At 36.9% G+C, this 17,876-nt stretch carries 18 protein-coding genes; all 18 read left to right on the forward strand.

Going from position 1 to position 17,876, the window contains the following annotated elements:
- The first annotated feature begins 32 nt into the window (after positions 1-32).
- Positions 33-1,484 carry a cardiolipin synthase gene (cls, locus tag K5Q13_RS00475; RefSeq protein WP_220738752.1) on the forward strand — a complete coding sequence of 484 codons (1,452 nt, stop codon included), beginning with the start codon at positions 33-35 and terminating at the stop codon, positions 1,482-1,484.
- Positions 1,481-2,743, forward strand: a complete 1,263-nt coding sequence (gene yfmF / locus K5Q13_RS00480) for an EF-P 5-aminopentanol modification-associated protein YfmF (RefSeq protein WP_220738753.1) — start codon at positions 1,481-1,483, stop codon at positions 2,741-2,743. The genes cls and yfmF overlap by 4 nt, the downstream gene beginning before the upstream one ends.
- Before the next feature lie 2 nt (positions 2,744-2,745).
- The gene (gene yfmH / locus K5Q13_RS00485; RefSeq protein ID WP_220738754.1) at positions 2,746-4,017 is read left to right on the forward strand and encodes an EF-P 5-aminopentanol modification-associated protein YfmH; all 1,272 of its coding nucleotides are present in this window, start codon (positions 2,746-2,748) and stop codon (positions 4,015-4,017) included.
- A gap of 13 nt (positions 4,018-4,030) precedes the next feature.
- Positions 4,031-4,918, forward strand: a complete 888-nt coding sequence (locus K5Q13_RS00490) for a helix-turn-helix domain-containing protein (protein WP_220738755.1) — start codon at positions 4,031-4,033, stop codon at positions 4,916-4,918.
- 9 nt (positions 4,919-4,927) lie between these two features.
- A complete protein-coding gene (pgsA, locus tag K5Q13_RS00495) occupies positions 4,928-5,509 on the forward strand; it encodes a CDP-diacylglycerol--glycerol-3-phosphate 3-phosphatidyltransferase (protein WP_220738756.1) in 582 nt (193 codons plus the stop codon).
- Positions 5,510-5,642: 133 nt separating this feature from the next.
- Entirely contained in the window at positions 5,643-6,785 is a 1,143-nt protein-coding gene (gene recA, locus K5Q13_RS00500) for a recombinase RecA (RefSeq protein WP_220738758.1), read from the forward strand.
- 112 nt (positions 6,786-6,897) lie between these two features.
- Entirely contained in the window at positions 6,898-7,587 is a 690-nt protein-coding gene (locus K5Q13_RS00505) for a response regulator transcription factor (protein ID WP_281420430.1), read from the forward strand.
- 175 nt (positions 7,588-7,762) lie between these two features.
- Positions 7,763-8,665: a phosphate ABC transporter substrate-binding protein gene (locus tag K5Q13_RS00510; protein WP_220738760.1), complete on the forward strand. Its 903-nt coding sequence runs from the start codon at positions 7,763-7,765 to the stop codon at positions 8,663-8,665.
- Between the two features lie 58 nt (positions 8,666-8,723).
- Positions 8,724-10,079 carry a sensor histidine kinase gene (locus K5Q13_RS00515; protein WP_220738762.1) on the forward strand — a complete coding sequence of 452 codons (1,356 nt, stop codon included), beginning with the start codon at positions 8,724-8,726 and terminating at the stop codon, positions 10,077-10,079.
- Positions 10,080-10,176: 97 nt separating this feature from the next.
- On the forward strand, positions 10,177-11,058 hold the full coding sequence (locus K5Q13_RS00520) for a phosphate ABC transporter substrate-binding protein PstS family protein (protein WP_220738764.1): 882 nt from the start codon (positions 10,177-10,179) through the stop codon (positions 11,056-11,058).
- A gap of 102 nt (positions 11,059-11,160) precedes the next feature.
- Positions 11,161-12,084: a phosphate ABC transporter permease subunit PstC gene (gene pstC / locus K5Q13_RS00525; RefSeq protein ID WP_220738766.1), complete on the forward strand. Its 924-nt coding sequence runs from the start codon at positions 11,161-11,163 to the stop codon at positions 12,082-12,084.
- Complete coding sequence (gene pstA / locus K5Q13_RS00530) at positions 12,084-12,968, forward strand: phosphate ABC transporter permease PstA (protein ID WP_220738768.1); 885 nt, start codon at positions 12,084-12,086, stop codon at positions 12,966-12,968. Before pstC ends, pstA begins: the two co-directional genes overlap by 1 nt.
- 54 nt (positions 12,969-13,022) lie before the next feature.
- On the forward strand, positions 13,023-13,862 hold the full coding sequence (gene pstB / locus K5Q13_RS00535) for a phosphate ABC transporter ATP-binding protein PstB (protein ID WP_220738770.1): 840 nt from the start codon (positions 13,023-13,025) through the stop codon (positions 13,860-13,862).
- Complete coding sequence (gene pstB, locus K5Q13_RS00540) at positions 13,859-14,629, forward strand: phosphate ABC transporter ATP-binding protein PstB (protein WP_220738773.1); 771 nt, start codon at positions 13,859-13,861, stop codon at positions 14,627-14,629. Before pstB (K5Q13_RS00535) ends, pstB (K5Q13_RS00540) begins: the two co-directional genes overlap by 4 nt.
- Positions 14,630-14,666: 37 nt before the next feature.
- Positions 14,667-15,341, forward strand: a complete 675-nt coding sequence (phoU, locus tag K5Q13_RS00545) for a phosphate signaling complex protein PhoU (RefSeq protein ID WP_220738775.1) — start codon at positions 14,667-14,669, stop codon at positions 15,339-15,341.
- A gap of 195 nt (positions 15,342-15,536) precedes the next feature.
- Positions 15,537-15,893: a phage holin family protein gene (locus K5Q13_RS00550; RefSeq protein ID WP_220738777.1), complete on the forward strand. Its 357-nt coding sequence runs from the start codon at positions 15,537-15,539 to the stop codon at positions 15,891-15,893.
- 1 nt (position 15,894) lies between these two features.
- Positions 15,895-16,857, forward strand: a complete 963-nt coding sequence (gene hprK, locus K5Q13_RS00555; RefSeq protein WP_220738779.1) for an HPr(Ser) kinase/phosphatase — start codon at positions 15,895-15,897, stop codon at positions 16,855-16,857.
- Complete coding sequence (locus tag K5Q13_RS00560) at positions 16,850-17,860, forward strand: NAD(P)H-dependent glycerol-3-phosphate dehydrogenase (RefSeq protein WP_220738781.1); 1,011 nt, start codon at positions 16,850-16,852, stop codon at positions 17,858-17,860. The genes hprK and K5Q13_RS00560 overlap by 8 nt, the downstream gene beginning before the upstream one ends.
- Positions 17,861-17,876 lie beyond the last annotated feature (16 nt).

The following is a 17,876-nucleotide window of genomic DNA, read 5'->3' on the forward strand; positions in this document are numbered from 1 at the left end:
GTATTACTACTATAAACTTGAAAAGAGATGACATGTTAAGGGATTCGCTGTGGATATTGATAGTAATACTTCTAGTTATTAACACGTTCGGTGCAATTATCACAGTGTTTAGTCAAAAACGTGATATCGCTACAATATGGGCGTGGCTGCTTGTTTTAATGATGTTACCAGTTGTTGGTTTTTTTATTTTTTTCTTGGTAGGAAGCCGTATATCTAATAAAAAGATTTTTCGTTTAAGAACCCAAGATCAACGCGGAATGGAGCGTATTGCAAATAATCAACGGCAACAACTACAAAAAATAGAGAAGTTATTACCAATTCCCGATTCTGCCTCAGAGCTTGTACGATTGTTTTTATCTGATGACTCAGTTTTAACACGTGGAAATGACATTAAAACGTTCACAGATGGCTATGACAAGTTTAATCAACTATTTGAAGATATCAACGAAGCCACCCATCATATTCATTTAGAATATTTTGCAATTTTTGATGACGAGATAGGCAACCAATTAATTGATTTACTGATAAAAAAAGCACGTGAAGGAATTGAAGTTCGCGTTGTCTTTGATCAGTTTGGATCGCATGGACAACATCGTAACATGTACAAACGTTTACGTGAAGCCGGTGGGAAAGCAGCGCCATTTTTGATGAGACGCTTTCAATTACTAACGCTGCGTTTTAATTTTAGAAATCATCGAAAAATAGCAATTATTGATGGTGTGATAGGCTATATTGGTGGTTTTAATATTGGGGATCAGTATATAGGTTCCTCTAAAAAATTTGGTTATTGGCGAGATACGCATGTTCGTATTCATGGGGATGCTGTTCTATCAATGCAGAACCGGTTTTTAATGGATTGGAATGCGACTGCTGAAGGAGACGAAGTACTTAAGGAAACAATAGATTACTTTCCTGAAATAGTACAATTACCTGGTCGGGCCATGGTTCAAATTGTCTCAAGTGGTCCGGATAATGATAAGTGGCAGATTAAACAAGGATTCATGAGAATGTTTGCCTCCGCTAAAACTGACATTATGATACAAACACCATATTTTATTCCTGATGCAGCCATTTTAGAAACCCTTGAAATTGCTATTATGTCAGGTGTACGCGTCAGATTAATGATTCCAAATAGACCTGATCATCCAATTGTGTATCGAGCAACGGAGTATTATGCTAAAGAATTAATCGAATTAGGTGCAGAAGTTTATCGTTATGATGGTGGTTTTTTACATAGTAAGGTAGTTAGCATCGATCATGAAATCAGTACTGTTGGTTCAGCGAATATGGATATTAGATCATTCGTATTAAATTTTGAAACAAATGCTTTTGTGTATGATCCGGAATTTGCATTGCAATTAGAAACATTTTTTGAACAAGATACTGAAAAGTCAACACGTTTAACGACAGAATATTTTGAAAAACAATCATTCTGGTTGACCTTTTTACAAAAATTTAGTCGGTTATTTTCCCCAATCCTATGAAAAAAATAAAAATAAAAAACGGTGTGAACCTTGTTGTTCTGCCTACAACACAATTTAAAACATTGCACATAGCTATCGATTTTGCCGCACCATTGGAAATCGATACTGTTTCAGCGCGTTCATTATTGACTTATCTAACAGCCGTGAGTTCAAAAAAGTATCCTAATCAACAAAAAGTTGCTCAAAAAACAATTGATTTATATGGGGCACAATATCAAACTGATGTTTTGCGTTTTGGTCAAACACATCATGTGCGCTATTCGCTTCAAATGCCAGCACCAACCTATATTGATACAGACGGTAATTTGTTGCATGATGCTTTTGAATTTTTACATGATATGATTTTTGATCCATTAGTTAGGGCTGAACAATTTGATCAAAATACGTTTGAAAAAGAACAGCAAAGTCTAATGAATGAATTGGCTAGTTTGTCTGATGACAAACAACGTTATGCTGCATCTAAGTTACGAGAATTGACTTACGCAGTTCCTGCAATGGCCATATCCTCTTCAGGACGGGTTAATGATGTTAAGGAACTCACTTCTAAAAGAGTTTATCAAGCTTATGAAGAGATGCTTGCAAACGATACGATGAATATCATTGTTTATGGTGATGTGGATGAAACACGTATTATTTCTGAATTAAAGAGTTGGCCACTTCTAGATCATCACGAGCCAGTACTCCAACCTTTTTATAGACAGAACTCTCGTGAGATCCTTGCTGCTGCAACTAATACACAGGCAGATATCAATCAAGCGATATTAATGATTGCATATCGTTTGGCTATTGCACCTGACGATCCACAGCGTTTTGTTGCGTTGGTGATGAATGCAATGTTTGGTGGTTCACCACTATCTAAACTGTTTATGAATGTGCGCGAAAAGGAGTCATTAGCATACAGTATTTATTCACGGTGGCAAAATGATACCGGATTTATTACTGTGGCGGTTGGACTTGATTCGGAAAAAATTCAGCAAACTGAGTCTATGATTCAAGCACAATTATCAGCCATTCAAGACGGTGATTTTAGTGAGGAAACTTTATTGGCAATTAAGGCTAGTTTAATCAATGATTATTTAAGTCAACAAGACTCACCAAACAGTGAGATCGCATTAATTTTTTCAAGGTTACTAACAAATCGTGAGACAAGTGTGACTGATTGGGTAAACGCTGTGAACGCTGTGACATCAAAAGATGTTGCTGCTTTAGCTCATGAGGTTACCATCCAAAGTCGCTTTACTTTAATGCCTGAGGCCTGATCATGCAAGAAAAAAAATATATAAAGCTGAAAGAAAACATATTAACAGAAATATTGGATAATGGTTTGAAGGTTGTGATGATCCCTAAACCTGAGTATCATAAAACATTTGCTGTTATCACGACACCTTTTGGCGCATTGGACCAAAAATTTCAAATTAATAATGACGTACCAATTACAATTCCTGCTGGTACGGCACATTTTTTGGAACATAAGTTGTTTGAAAAAGAGAATAGTGATGCTTTCACACGTTTTGGTGAGCTTGGTGCTGATGCTAATGCTTTTACCAACGCCTATCAAACAAGTTATTTGTTTTCTACGACCAAAAATTTAAAGCTATCGTTGACACACTTATTAGATTTCGTGCAAGCACCATATTTTAGTGAAAAAACAGTCGCAAAAGAGCAAGGAATTATTGGACAAGAAATCCAAATGTATGATGATGATCCAAACTGGGCAGTGTATATGGGACTTTTGGATTTGATGTACCCAGGTTCACCGTTAGCTGCAGACATTGCCGGTACTGAATCTACAATTGCTCAAATTACACCTGATTTATTATATAGTATTCATCGTGCCTTTTATCAACCTAATCAACTCACACTACAAATAGTAGGTCATTTTGATCCTGATGACATTTTGAAAACGATTGCTGATAATCAAGCAACCAAAAGTATTGAAACAGTCGATGTGCACAGATTTGAAATGCCAATTAATCAACCAAAAGATACAACAGTAATTAAGAAATTTGATGTGTCACGTCCAAAGATTGCTTTAGGTATACGATTAAATGAAAGCAAAGTAACTGGCAGTCAAGCGACTAAATGGGTACTAGCAGCTGATATTTTGTCTGATTTGTTGTTTGGTGAACAGACAGATTGGTATCAAAACCTGTATAATAAAGGTATCATTGATACTGAGTTTGAAACATCGTTTGATTTATTAAGGAATTACCAATTCGCAAGTTTTTTCTCTGAGACAACTGAATATGAAGCGTTGACTTTGGCAATACAAAGTCAAATCACTCACTATAAATCTGCTCTTGATGGTAAGAAACTTGAGTTTGAATCCTTGCGGCGTGCAACACTAGGCGAAGGTATTCAACGTTTGAACTCTTTGGAGAGTATTGCTTTACGCGGTGACGACGTATTGCATGGAACAAACTTATTCGATAAAATTATGTTATTACAAGATTTAACGTATAATGATATATTAGAGGTAGCTGAAAAAATATATAACGGCACTAATCTACAACGATTTATTCTACAGAAATGACATTTGAAAAACTATGAGTGAAACATTAACAAATCAAATAGGCGAGCAGTTAAAGGCTGCCCGACTTAAAAAAAATCTATCGTTAGCTGATGTACAAAATTCAACGAAAATTCAATTACGTTATCTTGAAGCGATTGAGAATAACAATCTAGGTATTTTACCAGGTGATTTTTATGTGCGTGCATTTATTCGACAATATGCGTTGGCTGTTGATTTAAATCCTAATGATTTATTAGGAGAAAACGGACCATCATCAATTTCTCGGAGTAATGATTTAAGTCGTGCACACCGCGACAACGACGGTGTTGTACGCGCAGGATTAGATAAAACACGATCAGCCAAGTCTCAATTATCAAATATGTTGCCAACGATTTGGATAACTATGTTAACAATTTTAGCGTTGGTTATTGTTTGGTTCATATTGACGCACTTGAATTTTAGTGGTCAACAATCAAGTGACAATGGTGCGGTGTCTGTGTCAACTTCCACAGTCCCATCTAGTAGTACAAACCAAAGTAGTTCGAATGAAGCCAGTTCAGCAACTAGTAAAAAGACTGAGAAAAAGCCAGCTGCAGCTCAAATTAAATTGGGCACACCGCAACAAAATGTGGCGTTACAAACAACGGTTTATAATCTATCAGGACAAAATACTAAAAAACATACAATTAAAATCACCGCTCAAGGTACAGGAACCAACGTCAAAGTGACAGTGGGTGAAAATATTTTATTAAACGAGATGGTTACTGCTGATAGAACGATTGATGTACCTGCCGATTCAGATGCGGTCAATGTACAATTTACAAATGTTATAAATGCGACTATGACTTTTGACGGTCAAAGAGTCAATGTGATAGATTCAGCAACGCCATTTTGGAATGTGCTTATGAATTTGAATAATTAAGAGGAAATCATGAATCTACCTAATAAACTAACTGTTTTTCGTATTATTTTAATCCCTATTTTTATACTTTTATTAACTATTCCATACACTTGGGGAACTTTAGTTCTTACAGGTACGGTCGTGCCCGTGAACTGGTTAATTGCTGCAGTTGTGTTTGCGGTTGCATGTTTGACAGATTTTTTAGATGGTAAAATAGCGCGTAGTCAACATCTTGTAACAAATTTTGGTAAATTTGCAGACCCTTTAGCAGATAAACTACTAGTAATGACCGCTTTAATTTTCTTAACAAGCTTTCATGTTGTCCCAGCCTGGATGACTGCTGTTATTATTATTAGAGAGTTAGCTATCACAGGGTTGAGAACATTGATTGTTGAAAATAACGGAAAAGTTTTAGCGGCACAAATGCCAGGTAAAATTAAAACTTTTTCACAAATGTTTGCTATTTTATTTTTATACATTAAAAATGTACCATTTGCATCAATTGGTTTTCCCATAGGAGATATTCTACTATGGCTTGCTGTTATTTTTACAGTCTATTCAGGTCTTGACTATTTCTGGAAAAATCGATACGTTTTCTCAGATGGCATGTAAAAGCGCAATGAGCGCTTTTTTCGTATCATGTTATTGAAGCGAACGTTATCGAACAATTGTTCGCAAAATGCTTGCTTTTGGCGACGAAAACAGGTAAACTAATGAAGAAATATAAAAGGAGTTAACCACAAATATGGTAACTAAAAAAACGGCTAAAAAAGATGATGTAGATAGTCAAGCTAAGGGTCGCAAAGCGGCACTTGATGAAGCGCTGAAAAAAATAGAAAAAAACTTTGGAAAAGGTTCAGTTATGGTGTTAGGAGATAATACACTAACACAAGTTGAAACTTATCCATCTGGATCTGTGAAGTTAGATGTAGCACTTGGTGTTGGTGGTTATCCAAAGGGCCGTATTATCGAAGTTTATGGTCCAGAATCATCTGGTAAAACCACAATAGCATTACATGCCGTTGCAGAAGTTCAAAAAGCCGGTGGAACAGCAGCATATATTGATGCTGAAAATGCTTTGGATGTTAAGTATGCTGAAGCACTAGGCGTTAAAAAAGATGAGTTGTTATTGTCTCAGCCTGATACTGGTGAACAAGGTTTGGAGATTGCAGATGCACTGGTTCAGTCTGGTGCAGTGGATATCATTGTTGTTGATTCAGTTGCTGCGCTAGTACCACGTGCAGAAATTGAAGGAGAAATGGGAGACTCTCACGTTGGCCTTCAAGCACGTCTGATGAGTCAAGCACTACGTAAATTGGCTGGTACATTGAATCGAACGGGTACAATTGCTATTTTCATTAATCAAATTCGTGAGAAGATTGGTGTGATGTTTGGTAATCCTGAAACAACGCCTGGTGGCCGTGCTTTAAAATTTTATTCAACAATTCGCTTGGAAGTACGCCGGTCAACGCAAATTAAAGACGGTACTGAAGTAACTGGAAACTTGACTAAAGTAAAGGTGGTTAAGAACAAAGTTGCGCCACCATTTAAAGTTGCAGAAGTAGATATTATGTATGGTAAAGGTATTTCACAAACTGGTGAAATTCTAGATTTGGGCGCTGAACAGGAAATTATTCGAAAGGCTGGAGCCTTCTATTATTATAATGATATTAAAGTTGGACAAGGTCGTGAAAAGGCTAAAGAATTTTTAGATGCACCCGAAAATGCTGAGATGCGAGAAGAAATTTATGCTAAAGTGCGTGATGCATTTGGTATAGGAACTGGTGAGACATTATCTGATCAAGTTGATGAGGATATTTCTGATGAACCTGAAACATTGCCTTTGTCTACTGATGACGATGATTTAACAGATGAACCAATTGTATAAATAATGTAAAAAAAGAAGAAATGCTAGGGCATCGCTTCTTTTTTTGTTACAATGCAAGTAGATAAACATTTGGAGAGGAATGCACTTAACGTCTAAAGGGTGTATTAAAATCATGACAAAAATTTTAGTAGTTGATGATGAACCAGCAATTTCAACATTGTTAAAATACAGTTTAGAACAAAACGGTTATCAAGTCATTGTGGCAACCGATGGCAAATCAGCTTATGATTTGATAAGTGAACAATCTTTTGATGCGGTTTTACTTGATTTAATGCTACCCATAATGGATGGTATGACCGTGTTGAAAAATGTGCGGCAAGATAAAATAACAACGCCGGTGCTTTTGGTTACAGCTAAAGGTGATGAGTTTGACCGTGTGTTTGGTTTAGAATTAGGGGCAGATGATTATATCACGAAACCATTTAGTCCTCGAGAGGTGGTTGCTCGCTTAAAGGCTGTATTACGGCGATCGCAGACTGATCAGGTGAAATCCAAAAAAACAGATATTATTGAAATTCAAAATATTGTGATTGATGATGATAAAAAAATAGTAACCAGATCTGGTGACACTTTAACATTGACGCCAAGAGAATATGAGCTATTATTATATTTCTCTCAAAGGGTTGGTCGTGTAATTGATCGCGAAACAATCCTAACAGCAGTATGGGGATATGAATTTGTCGGTGAAAGTAGAATGGTAGATATGCATATTAGTAATTTAAGAGAAAAAATTGAAAACAATCCTAAATCACCTCAGTTATTAAAAACGGTGAGAGGATTTGGCTACACACTTGTAAATTAAATTGTAAATTTCAATTTACAAACTTTACAGAACTATGACTATTTTACGACCATTTCTTTGACGTAACGCGTGTAATATATAGTTTGTAAACAAGGAAAGGCATCCAAGAGCCTCTACTACAGCCCAAGTTTACACTACATATGCTTCATGCGAAGCTGAAAAGGGAGAGTATTTCATGAACAAAACAATTGTCGGCGTCGTTGGTATTGGTGTTGTAGTTGCAGTTGGTTTTGCTATTTATAATAATACGCAAGCAACGGAAAGTAAGCAGAAAGCAACACCATCAAAGCTTACTGGTAAAGTACTGGCGCTAGGATCAACAGCTTTGCAACCATTAGCGGAGCAAGTGGGTACATCATTTCAGGAAAAAAATCCCGGATTGACGATTACGGTTCAAGGCGGTGGTTCAGGTGCTGGTTTAAGTCAAGTGGCAAATGGTTCGGTCCAAATTGGAAATTCTGATGTTTTCGCTGAAGAAAAAGAAGGTGTAGATGCCTCTAAATTACAGGATCATCAAGTAGCTGTTGTTGGTATTGCACCAATTGTCAATACTGACGTGCAGGTTTCAAACATCTCTAAAAAACAATTACAAGATATTTTTACAGGCAAGATTACCAATTGGCAAGAAGTTGGAGGTCAAGACAAAAAAATTGTTGTGATTAATCGTGCTACTGGTTCAGGTACACGATCAGTTTTTGAAAAAAACGTTTTATCTGATGGTCAAAGCGCGATTCAATCAACCGAACAAGATTCAAATGGCACAGTTCAAAAAATTGTATCAACAACACCTGGAGCAATTTCATATCTAGCGTTTGCTTACTTAGATGCATCGGGTATTAAAGCCTTGAACATTGATAAGGTGACACCTGACAAGAAAAATGTTGAAGACAACTCTTGGTCTATTTGGGCATATGAACATATGTATACTAAAGGTACACCAAATGGTGCAACGAAAGCTTTCCTAAAATATTTTGCTACAAAAGAAGTTCAAAAAAATATTGTACCAAAACTTGGCTACATTGGATTAACCGACATGAAAGTTACTCGTGATGCAACCGGTAAAGTTGAAAACAAGTAATTGCATCAAAAACCGCGAAAGCGGTTTTTTTGTTATGATAGTTATATTGGAGTATGCTATGAAAAAAAAATTACTTAAATTTATATATCTCTTAGTTGTCAATCTAATAATTAGTGCAATTTTTGGTATTGGCATGTCTTTTAATATGCAACAATGGGCGTTTATCGTTACTTTGATGCTTCTGGTAACACTCAGTGGTGTTTATATGGCAAAATTTTGGGAAACTAGACAATATAAAGAACTACAAGTTATGCAAGAGCGCATGCTAGCAACTGTTGAGGGTCACGAACCACGTGGTGTGTTAACAGAGCCAGATTCGTCATATTTTAAGTTGATTCGTCAATTTAATACATTACAAAACTATATTCGACAATCACAGGAAAAATCTCAAAGAGATGTGACAAACTATCAATCGCTATTGGCGAGTTTACCAGTAGGTGTGATTAATGTGAATAGACGTCATATGATTGATGTATTTAATGAAACTGCCGCTGACTTATTAGGGTTGCAACAACCAAATACACCGATTTTGGAGAGTCTGGTTATTCGACAATTTACTTTGTCGGAATTAATTACACAAACTTTCAATACAAGACGAAACCAACAGTCTATTTTAAATCTACAAATAAATGGTGAAATAAAACAATATGAGGTGACAACGTTGTTTCACCAAGGAGATCTTACCAACTCGGAGGTCATGATTATTTTGTATGATCTCACATCTGTGTTACAAGTTGAACGTATGCAGTCAGATTTTTTAGCCAATGCTTCGCACGAGCTTAAGACACCACTAACTGCAATTACCGGTTTTGTTGAAACACTACAAGGATCTGCGGGTGATGATGCTGCGACACGAAAACAATTTTTACAGATAGTTGCTGAAGAGGCGCAACGTTTGTCGTCTTTGGTTGTTGATATTTTATCCTTATCACGGGTACAACAAAAAAATGACACTATGCCTACTAAATTAATGATTAAAAATATGATTGATGAACAGTGGCAACACATTCAGCCTGCTGCTGCGATCAAAAATGTGACTTTTAAAAATGAAGTTGCAGAGCATATTTCTGTACAAGGAACCAAAAACGATGTCGAAACAATTTTACAAAACTTGCTCATCAATGCTGTAAAGTATAATGTGAACAATGGTAGCATTAACGTCACGATGTATAAAGATCATCAACATTGGCAAATTAATGTTAAGGATTCTGGTATTGGCATTCCTAAGAATCAACAATCCAGAATTTTTGAACGCTTTTATCGTGGGGATGAGTCTCGACAGCGTCAAATTGCTAGTGGAACAGGACTAGGATTAGCCATTGTTAACGAGATTGTAAGTAAGCACAACGGAGAAGTAAAAGTGAACTCACAAGTTGGTGTTGGGACCACTATTAGTGTGACGTTACCATTGTAATTATTTTCTTTACATAACCTTTACAAAACACAGCTAATACATTTACATCATTTTAAGATAATATAAGGGTAGTAGTTTAATCTTGGGAGGCATTATCATGTCGAAATCGCATCGCGGAACAATTGTGACTACAGTTGTTGCCGTCGCCGTTGTAGCAGCACTTGGAACTGCTTACGCAACACGAGAAAAAGGTAGTTCAGGAACGTCAATTACAGCTGTTGGTTCAACGGCTTTACAACCGTTCGTTGAAGCAGCCGGTGAAGAGTATGCAAAAACTAACCTTGGCACTTTTATTAACGTGCAAGGTGGTGGGACCGGAACAGGCTTGAGCCAGGTGTCACAGGGTGCTGTGGATCTCGGTAATTCGGATGTATTTGCCGAAGAAAAAGATGGTATTGATGCCAAAAAGCTAGTAGATCATCAGGTTGCTGTTGTTGGTATTGCACCACTTTTAAATAAGAATATTGGTATTACTGATTTATCAATAAAACAACTGCAAGCCGTGTTTACCGGTAAAGTAACTAACTGGAATCAGGTGGGTGGTAAAAATCAAAAAATTGTCATCATTAACCGCGCTGCTGGTTCTGGAACACGCGCAACATTTGAAAAATTTGGTTTAAAAGGTGCACAAAGTATCGAAGCACAAGAGCAAGACTCATCTGGTATGGTACGTTCAATTGTTGCTACAACACCTGGTGCAATATCATATACCGCTTTTGGTTATATTGATAAAACTGTTGTTGCAGCTTCAGTCGATCATATAGCACCAACAAATAAAAATGTTGCAGCCGGTAAGTATCCAATCTGGTCGTATGAACATATTTATACAAATGGTAAACCTAAACCAGCAGTTGCTAAATTTTTGAAGTACCTCACATCAGAGGAAATACAAAGTACTTTGGTACCGAAACTAGGCTATATTTCCATTCATGACATGCGTGTCATACGTCAAGTGGATGGTGAAATAACGGTAAAATAAGGCAAGATTGCGTGTTTTAAAAAATTGCAAATTTGTCTTATCATTATTGTTTTTACAAGAAAAGAAAATGCGCCTAATGATATTTGATGCGCTGGAGATAAAATGGATAAGATTACACAGAAGTTAATGCAAAAATCTGAATCAACGAAAAAGGATTCATTGGGGCGTGCCATTAGTTTGGCAGCGTTGTCATTGATTGTTATTGTTGTTATCTCGATTTTTACTTTCGTTATGAGTCGCGGTTTGTCAACTTTTTTTCATGACGGTGTACACGTTAAAGATTTTTTACTTGGATCAACATGGAATCCATCAGTTATCAACCCACAGACTAAACAACCCTATATTGGTGCCTTGCCAATGATTCTGGGATCATTTATTGTAACATTTTTAGCAGCAATTGTCGCGACACCTTTTGCTATTGGAACATCACTATTTATGACCGAAATTGCACAAAAACGTGGTGCAAAAATTATGCAACCAATTATTGAATTATTAGTTGGTATACCATCAGTTGTTTATGGTGTTATTGGTTTGACAGTTATTGTACCGTTTATAAGACAGATTTTTGGTGGTTCAGGATTTGGTATTTTGTCTGGAACAATTGTATTATTCGTGATGATTTTACCAACAATTACATCAATGACTGTTGATACCTTAAAATCAGTACCACGCCATTATCGTGAATCTGCTTTAGCAATTGGCGCAACACGTTGGCAAATGATTTACAAGGTTGTGTTGCGAGCAGCGACACCGGGTATTTTAACTGCGATTGTGTTTGGTATGGCACGTGCTTTTGGTGAAGCATTAGCTGTTCAAATGGTAATTGGAAATGCTGCCTTAATGCCACATGACTTGACATCTCCTGCTTCAACATTAACATCAGTACTGACGATGGGTATAGGAAATACCGTCATGGGTTCATTACAAAATGATGTTTTGTGGACGTTGGCAATGATTCTACTTTTGATGTCGTTAGTATTTAACCTAGTTGTGCGAGCAATTGGGCGTAAAGGAGAGCTAAAGTAATGAATGCAAAAACTGCTGATAAAATAGCAACGGGTGTGATTTATGCAATTTCTGGCATTGTGGCTTTAATTTTAATTTCAATGTTAGCGTTTATTCTAATTCGTGGTGTGCCTCATTTATCTTGGCACTTCTTAACATCACCAGCAAGGGCTTTTGAAGCTGGTGGCGGTATTGGGATTCAACTTTTTAATTCCTTTTATCTATTAATATTAGCTATGTTGATTAGTTTTCCAATCGCATTAGGCGCAGCAATTTATTTAAATGAATACGCAAAAAAAGGACGATTTACAAGTATTGTACGTACCGCAATTGAAATTTTGAGTTCTTTACCTTCGGTTGTTGTTGGTTTGTTTGGATTTTTGATATTTGTTGTTCAGTTTGGCTTTGGATTTTCTATTCTATCTGGTGCTATTGCACTAACTATTTTCAATTTACCATTATTAACTCGTTCAATTGAAACGAGTTTAGCACAAATTCCTAATTTGCAACGTGAAGCTGGTTCAGCATTAGGATTATCACGATGGGAAACTGTCATACATGTTATTTTACCCGCAGCAGTACCTTCGATTGTCACAGGTGTCGTTTTATCCGCAGGTCGTGTTTTTGGTGAAGCTGCTGCGTTAATTTATACGGCTGGGCAATCTGCACCTGCGTTAAACTTTGCTGATTGGAATCCATTTAACATTTCAAGTCCATTAAATCCGATGAGACCTGCTGAAACATTGGCGGTTCATATTTGGAAAATTAATTCGGAAGGTATTATGCCCGACTTAAATGCTGTATCTGCCGGTGCATCTGCTGTCTTGATTATTGTTGTCTTGCTATTTAACTTTAGCGCACGCAAAATTGGTGCAAAGCTATATAAAAAGCTGACAAGTGCCTAAGTATAATTAGTAATATTTCAAATTAGCGTAAACAAATAGAGTTATGGAGAAAAAATGGTTAATAATAGTGATTTAAAACCAGTGAGTGAATTTATCACGGAAGATAAACCAGAACGCTACATTCATGATATGAGTACCGATAAACATGAAATTGCAATATCAACAAAAGATCTGCAAGTGTATTATGGGGATAATTTAGCGTTAAGTGAAGGCGATCTGGCGTTTGAACGTTACAAAATTACGAGTTTAATTGGTGCGTCTGGTTCAGGTAAATCAACATTTTTACGTTCTTTGAATCGCATGAATGACAGTGTTGCCACTGTTAAAGGAAATATCATGTATCGTGGCCTTGATATTAACAAAAAAGCAATTGATGTTTATGAGATGCGACGCCATATTGGCATGGTATTCCAACGTCCAAATCCTTTTGCTAAATCAATTTACAATAATATTACTTTTGCCCTTACTCAGCGTGGACACTACACGAAGCAGGAACTTGATGAAATTGTTGAAACAAGTTTGAAACAGGCTGCATTGTGGGACCAAGTTAAAGATGAATTGAATAAGTCAGCCTTATCATTGTCTGGTGGTCAGGCACAACGGTTAGTTATTGCACGAGCGCTAGCATTGAAACCTGATATTTTACTATTAGACGAACCATCCAGTGCATTAGATCCGATTTCTTCTGCTCAGGTTGAAGATACATTGCTTGAATTGAAAAATCAATATACAATTATAATTGTGACACACAACATGCAGCAAGCTGCGCGTATTAGTGATTATACAGCTTTCTTCCATATGGGAAAGGTCATTGAATATGATTTAACACGTAAAATTTTTACTAGGCCTAAAGTTGCGTTGACAAATGATTACATTTCGGGGAACTTCGGATGACAGATAGTAAACAAAAAAACATACTTGAGACGCGTGATGTGAAATTATGGTACGGTCAAAAGGAAGCATTGCATGGCATTAATTTAAATTTTCCTCAAAAGGGAATCACAGCGTTAATTGGACCCTCTGGGTCAGGGAAATCAACTTATCTACGTGCAATCAATCGGATGCATGATTTAGAAGAAAATATAACTGTTACTGGATCATTTAATTTTAATGGTACTGACATTTATGCACCAACAACCGATACGGTTGATTTGCGTAAACGCATTGGGATGGTGTTCCAACAGCCTAATCCTTTTCCATTCTCAATCTATGAAAATGTTATTTTCGGTTTGAAATTGGCAGGAATTAAAGACAAGTCAGCGTTGGATGAAGCGGTAGAAAAATCTTTAAAACAGGCTTCACTATGGGATGAGGTAAAAGACGATTTACATAAGTCAGCACTTGGCTTGTCTGGTGGACAACAGCAACGAGTTTCCTTGGCTCGTGTTCTGGCAACATCACCAGAATTATTATTATTAGATGAACCAACGTCAGCTTTAGATCCAGTTTCTAGTCATAATATTGAAGAAACACTATTGAACTTACGTAATGATTATGCGATGATTATTGTTACACATTCAATGTCTCAAGCGTCCCGTATTTCAGACCGCACAGCTTTCTTTTTAAGTGGTAATTTGATTGAGTTGGACGACACGAAACATATTTTCTTGAACCCACAAAAACAAGAAACACAAGACTATGTTAGTGGACGGTTTGGGTGATCACATGGAAGCTACAGTTAAGAAAAGGAGAAACACTATGCGACGATTATTTGATGAAGAGCTAGCAGATTTAGATAATTCATTCACAGAAATGGGTATGCTCGTTGCCCAAACAATTCAAAAATCTGTGCAATCTTTTGTAGATCATGATCGTGAAGGGGCAAAAGCCATTTTAGAAAATGATCATCAAATTAACGAAAGAGAAGCAGCAATTGAGAAAAAAACTTTTGAAATGATTGCGTTATACCAACCCGTAACGACTGATTTGCGTGAAATTGTGACTATTTTAAAAGCTGTTTCAGTCTTAGAACGAATGGGTGATCAAGCGCGCAATATTGCAAATTCAACGATTCGTGTCAAAGGAACTAAGCACATTTCAGGTGTTGAAGTGGCACTGGGCGAAATGGGCGAACAAGTAGCTAAAATGGTGTCTGCTGTTATGGACTACTACATTAAAAATGATGCATTAGGTGCAGAGTCAATTGCTGAGCAAAACCAAACCTTATCAAAACGTGCAGCACAAGTACGCTTTGATTCCGTTGAAGGCATGAAGGAAGATGCAGAATTAGTTGATTCAGCCGCCGATTACTTGGTAATTGCAGGATATTTGAAGCGTATAGGCGATTATACAACAGACATTGCAGAATGGATTGTTTATAAGCGGACTGGTAAAATTATCGAGCTAAATCCTGGATACAATTACTTTATTTAATTGAGTAAAATTTTGTTGTCGTAGGCGACTATGTTGCAATTAATAAGTCTTTTAATGAACGATTAGATTGAATTTTAATCGTTTTTTGTGTCTCATAGTGAAAAGTTTTGGTATAATGAAGGTATTGTATATTATTCATCAAGCGTATGATAACAATATGTTAAGCGCTTACAAAATGTTACACTAGGAGGAAATATGCGTTTTTTAGCACGATTAGCGATAACAATGCTTGTCTTTTTAATTATATCAGCACTTTTCCCAATTGAATTTCGTGTTGATAACTGGGTAACTGCTTTAGGTGCAGCATTAGTTTTGGCGGTATTAAACACCATTATCAAGCCAATATTAACTATATTGACATTACCCTTAACGTTTCTAACATTTGGTTTATTTACCATTGTTATTAATGCCATTATGCTAGAAATGACGGCCAATCTTGTTGGTGGTTTTGAATTTGCAAGCTTTGGTTGGGCAATGTTCACAGCCATTATTTTGTCAATTGTAAACACACTCTTAACAAGTGATTTAGGCGTACACGTAGAAAGAAAATAAAATGGCACAAAATTCTGTAACAGTTAGACAATTAGTAGAAAACACACGTCTAGATATTGTGGCTGGAGAGCAATATCTAGAACGTTTAATCACCACAGCAGATATTTCACGACCTGGATTAGAAATGACCGGTTATTTCAATTACTATGCACCAGAACGTGTGCAATTACTTGGTATTACAGAAACATCATTTTCAGAACGTATGGGTCATGAAGAATTACTGATGGTTTTTCGGCGAATGGCAGATATTAAAACACCAGCATTCGTTGTATCAACAGGTTTACCAATTAGTGATGAATTGAAACAAGCGGCTGATGAGGCAAAAATTCCAATTTTGACGTCTACTTTGACATCGTCACGGATTTTATCTAACATGACATATTACTTAGGCGGTCAGTTAGCACCGCGTGAAAATGTTCACGGTGTGTTAATTGATGTTCATGGTTTGGGTGTTTTGATCACTGGAGATGCTGGTATTGGAAAAACAGAATCTGCATTGGAGTTGATTCAGCAAGACAAAGCAAGATTAGTTGCCGACGATCGCGTAGACATTTATCAAGAAGACGAAGAACGTTTAATTGGTGAGCCCAATGGCGTTTTACGTAACATGATGGAAATACGCGGAGTCGGTATCATTGATGTACAACAGGTATACGGAGCGGTTTCTGTTCGTTCACATGCAACAATTGCTCTGAATATTCATTTATCAAATGGTAAAATTGGTGAGGCTAATTTTGATCGTTTGGGTAATGATAATGATACACTTGAAATTTTAGGTGTAAAAATCAAAAGAATGGTTGTACCAGTAACTCCAGGACGTAATACGGCGAGTGTGATTGATGCTGCTGCTGTAAAGTTCCGTACGGCTAATATGGGTATTGATGCCTTAAAAACACTTGAAGAACGTATGTCTGAAGAAATGATTAAAAACGAAAAAAAAGATCTGGAGAGCAAAAATGACTAAAATAGCTGTGCTCGGTGCCGGTTCTTGGGGAACTGCATTAGCTAATACTGCTTCAGAAAATGGACATGATGTCCGTTTGTGGACACATAATTCAGATCAAGTTGAAGAAATTAATCAGCGTCATACAAATCACAAATATCTACCTAATGCTGTATTAGTCCCATCTCTTATTGCAACTGACGACATGGCAACGGCTGTTAAAGAAGTTGAAATCGTTTTAAGTGTCGTACCCACCAAAGCGGTCCGAGAAGTGGCTAAACAGTTAGCAGCTGTCTTGACTGAACAATCGCATAAAATTATTCTAGCTCATGCAACTAAAGGGTTAGAACAAGGCACATATAAAAGAATTTCTGAAATGTTAGCCGAAGAGGTGCCAGAGACATATAGATCTGCCTTAGTCGTTATTTCGGGTCCATCTCATGCAGAAGATGTCATCAAACATGATCTAACTGCCGTTTCTATTGGTAGTTCAGATGAATATGCGGCACAATTAGTGCAACGTGTGTTGTCAAATGACACTTTTCGCGCATATACAAATCATGACTTACTTGGTTCTGAGCTATTTGCGGCTTTGAAAAATATTGTGGCGATTGCATCAGGGGCTTTAGTCGGTCTAGGCTACGGTGTGAATGCTCAAGCTGCATTGTTAACGAGAAGCTTAGTTGAAATGCGAGCACTTGGTTTAGCAATGGGCGCGGAAGAAAAAACACTTTATGAACTAGCTGGGATTGGTGATCTAATTGTCACTGGCATGTCTCCAAATTCACGTAATTATCGTGCTGGTCTCGGTTTGGGTGAAGGTAAGAGTTTGCAGCAAGTGACAGAGGACATGGGAATGGTGATTGAAGGCGTGAACACGACCAAAGCAGTTTATGATTTTTCGAAAACCTATCATGTCGATATGCCCATTACGGATGCCGTTTATCAAGTTTTATATGAAAATAAACCATTAAGAGATGTCATTAAAGAACTGATGGCTAGACCATTAAAATCTGAAGATTAATCAAAACTATGTCCTA

Origin of the sequence: Leuconostoc miyukkimchii, from assembly GCF_019656055.1 — a bacterium.
GTDB lineage: Bacteria > Bacillota > Bacilli > Lactobacillales > Lactobacillaceae > Leuconostoc > Leuconostoc miyukkimchii.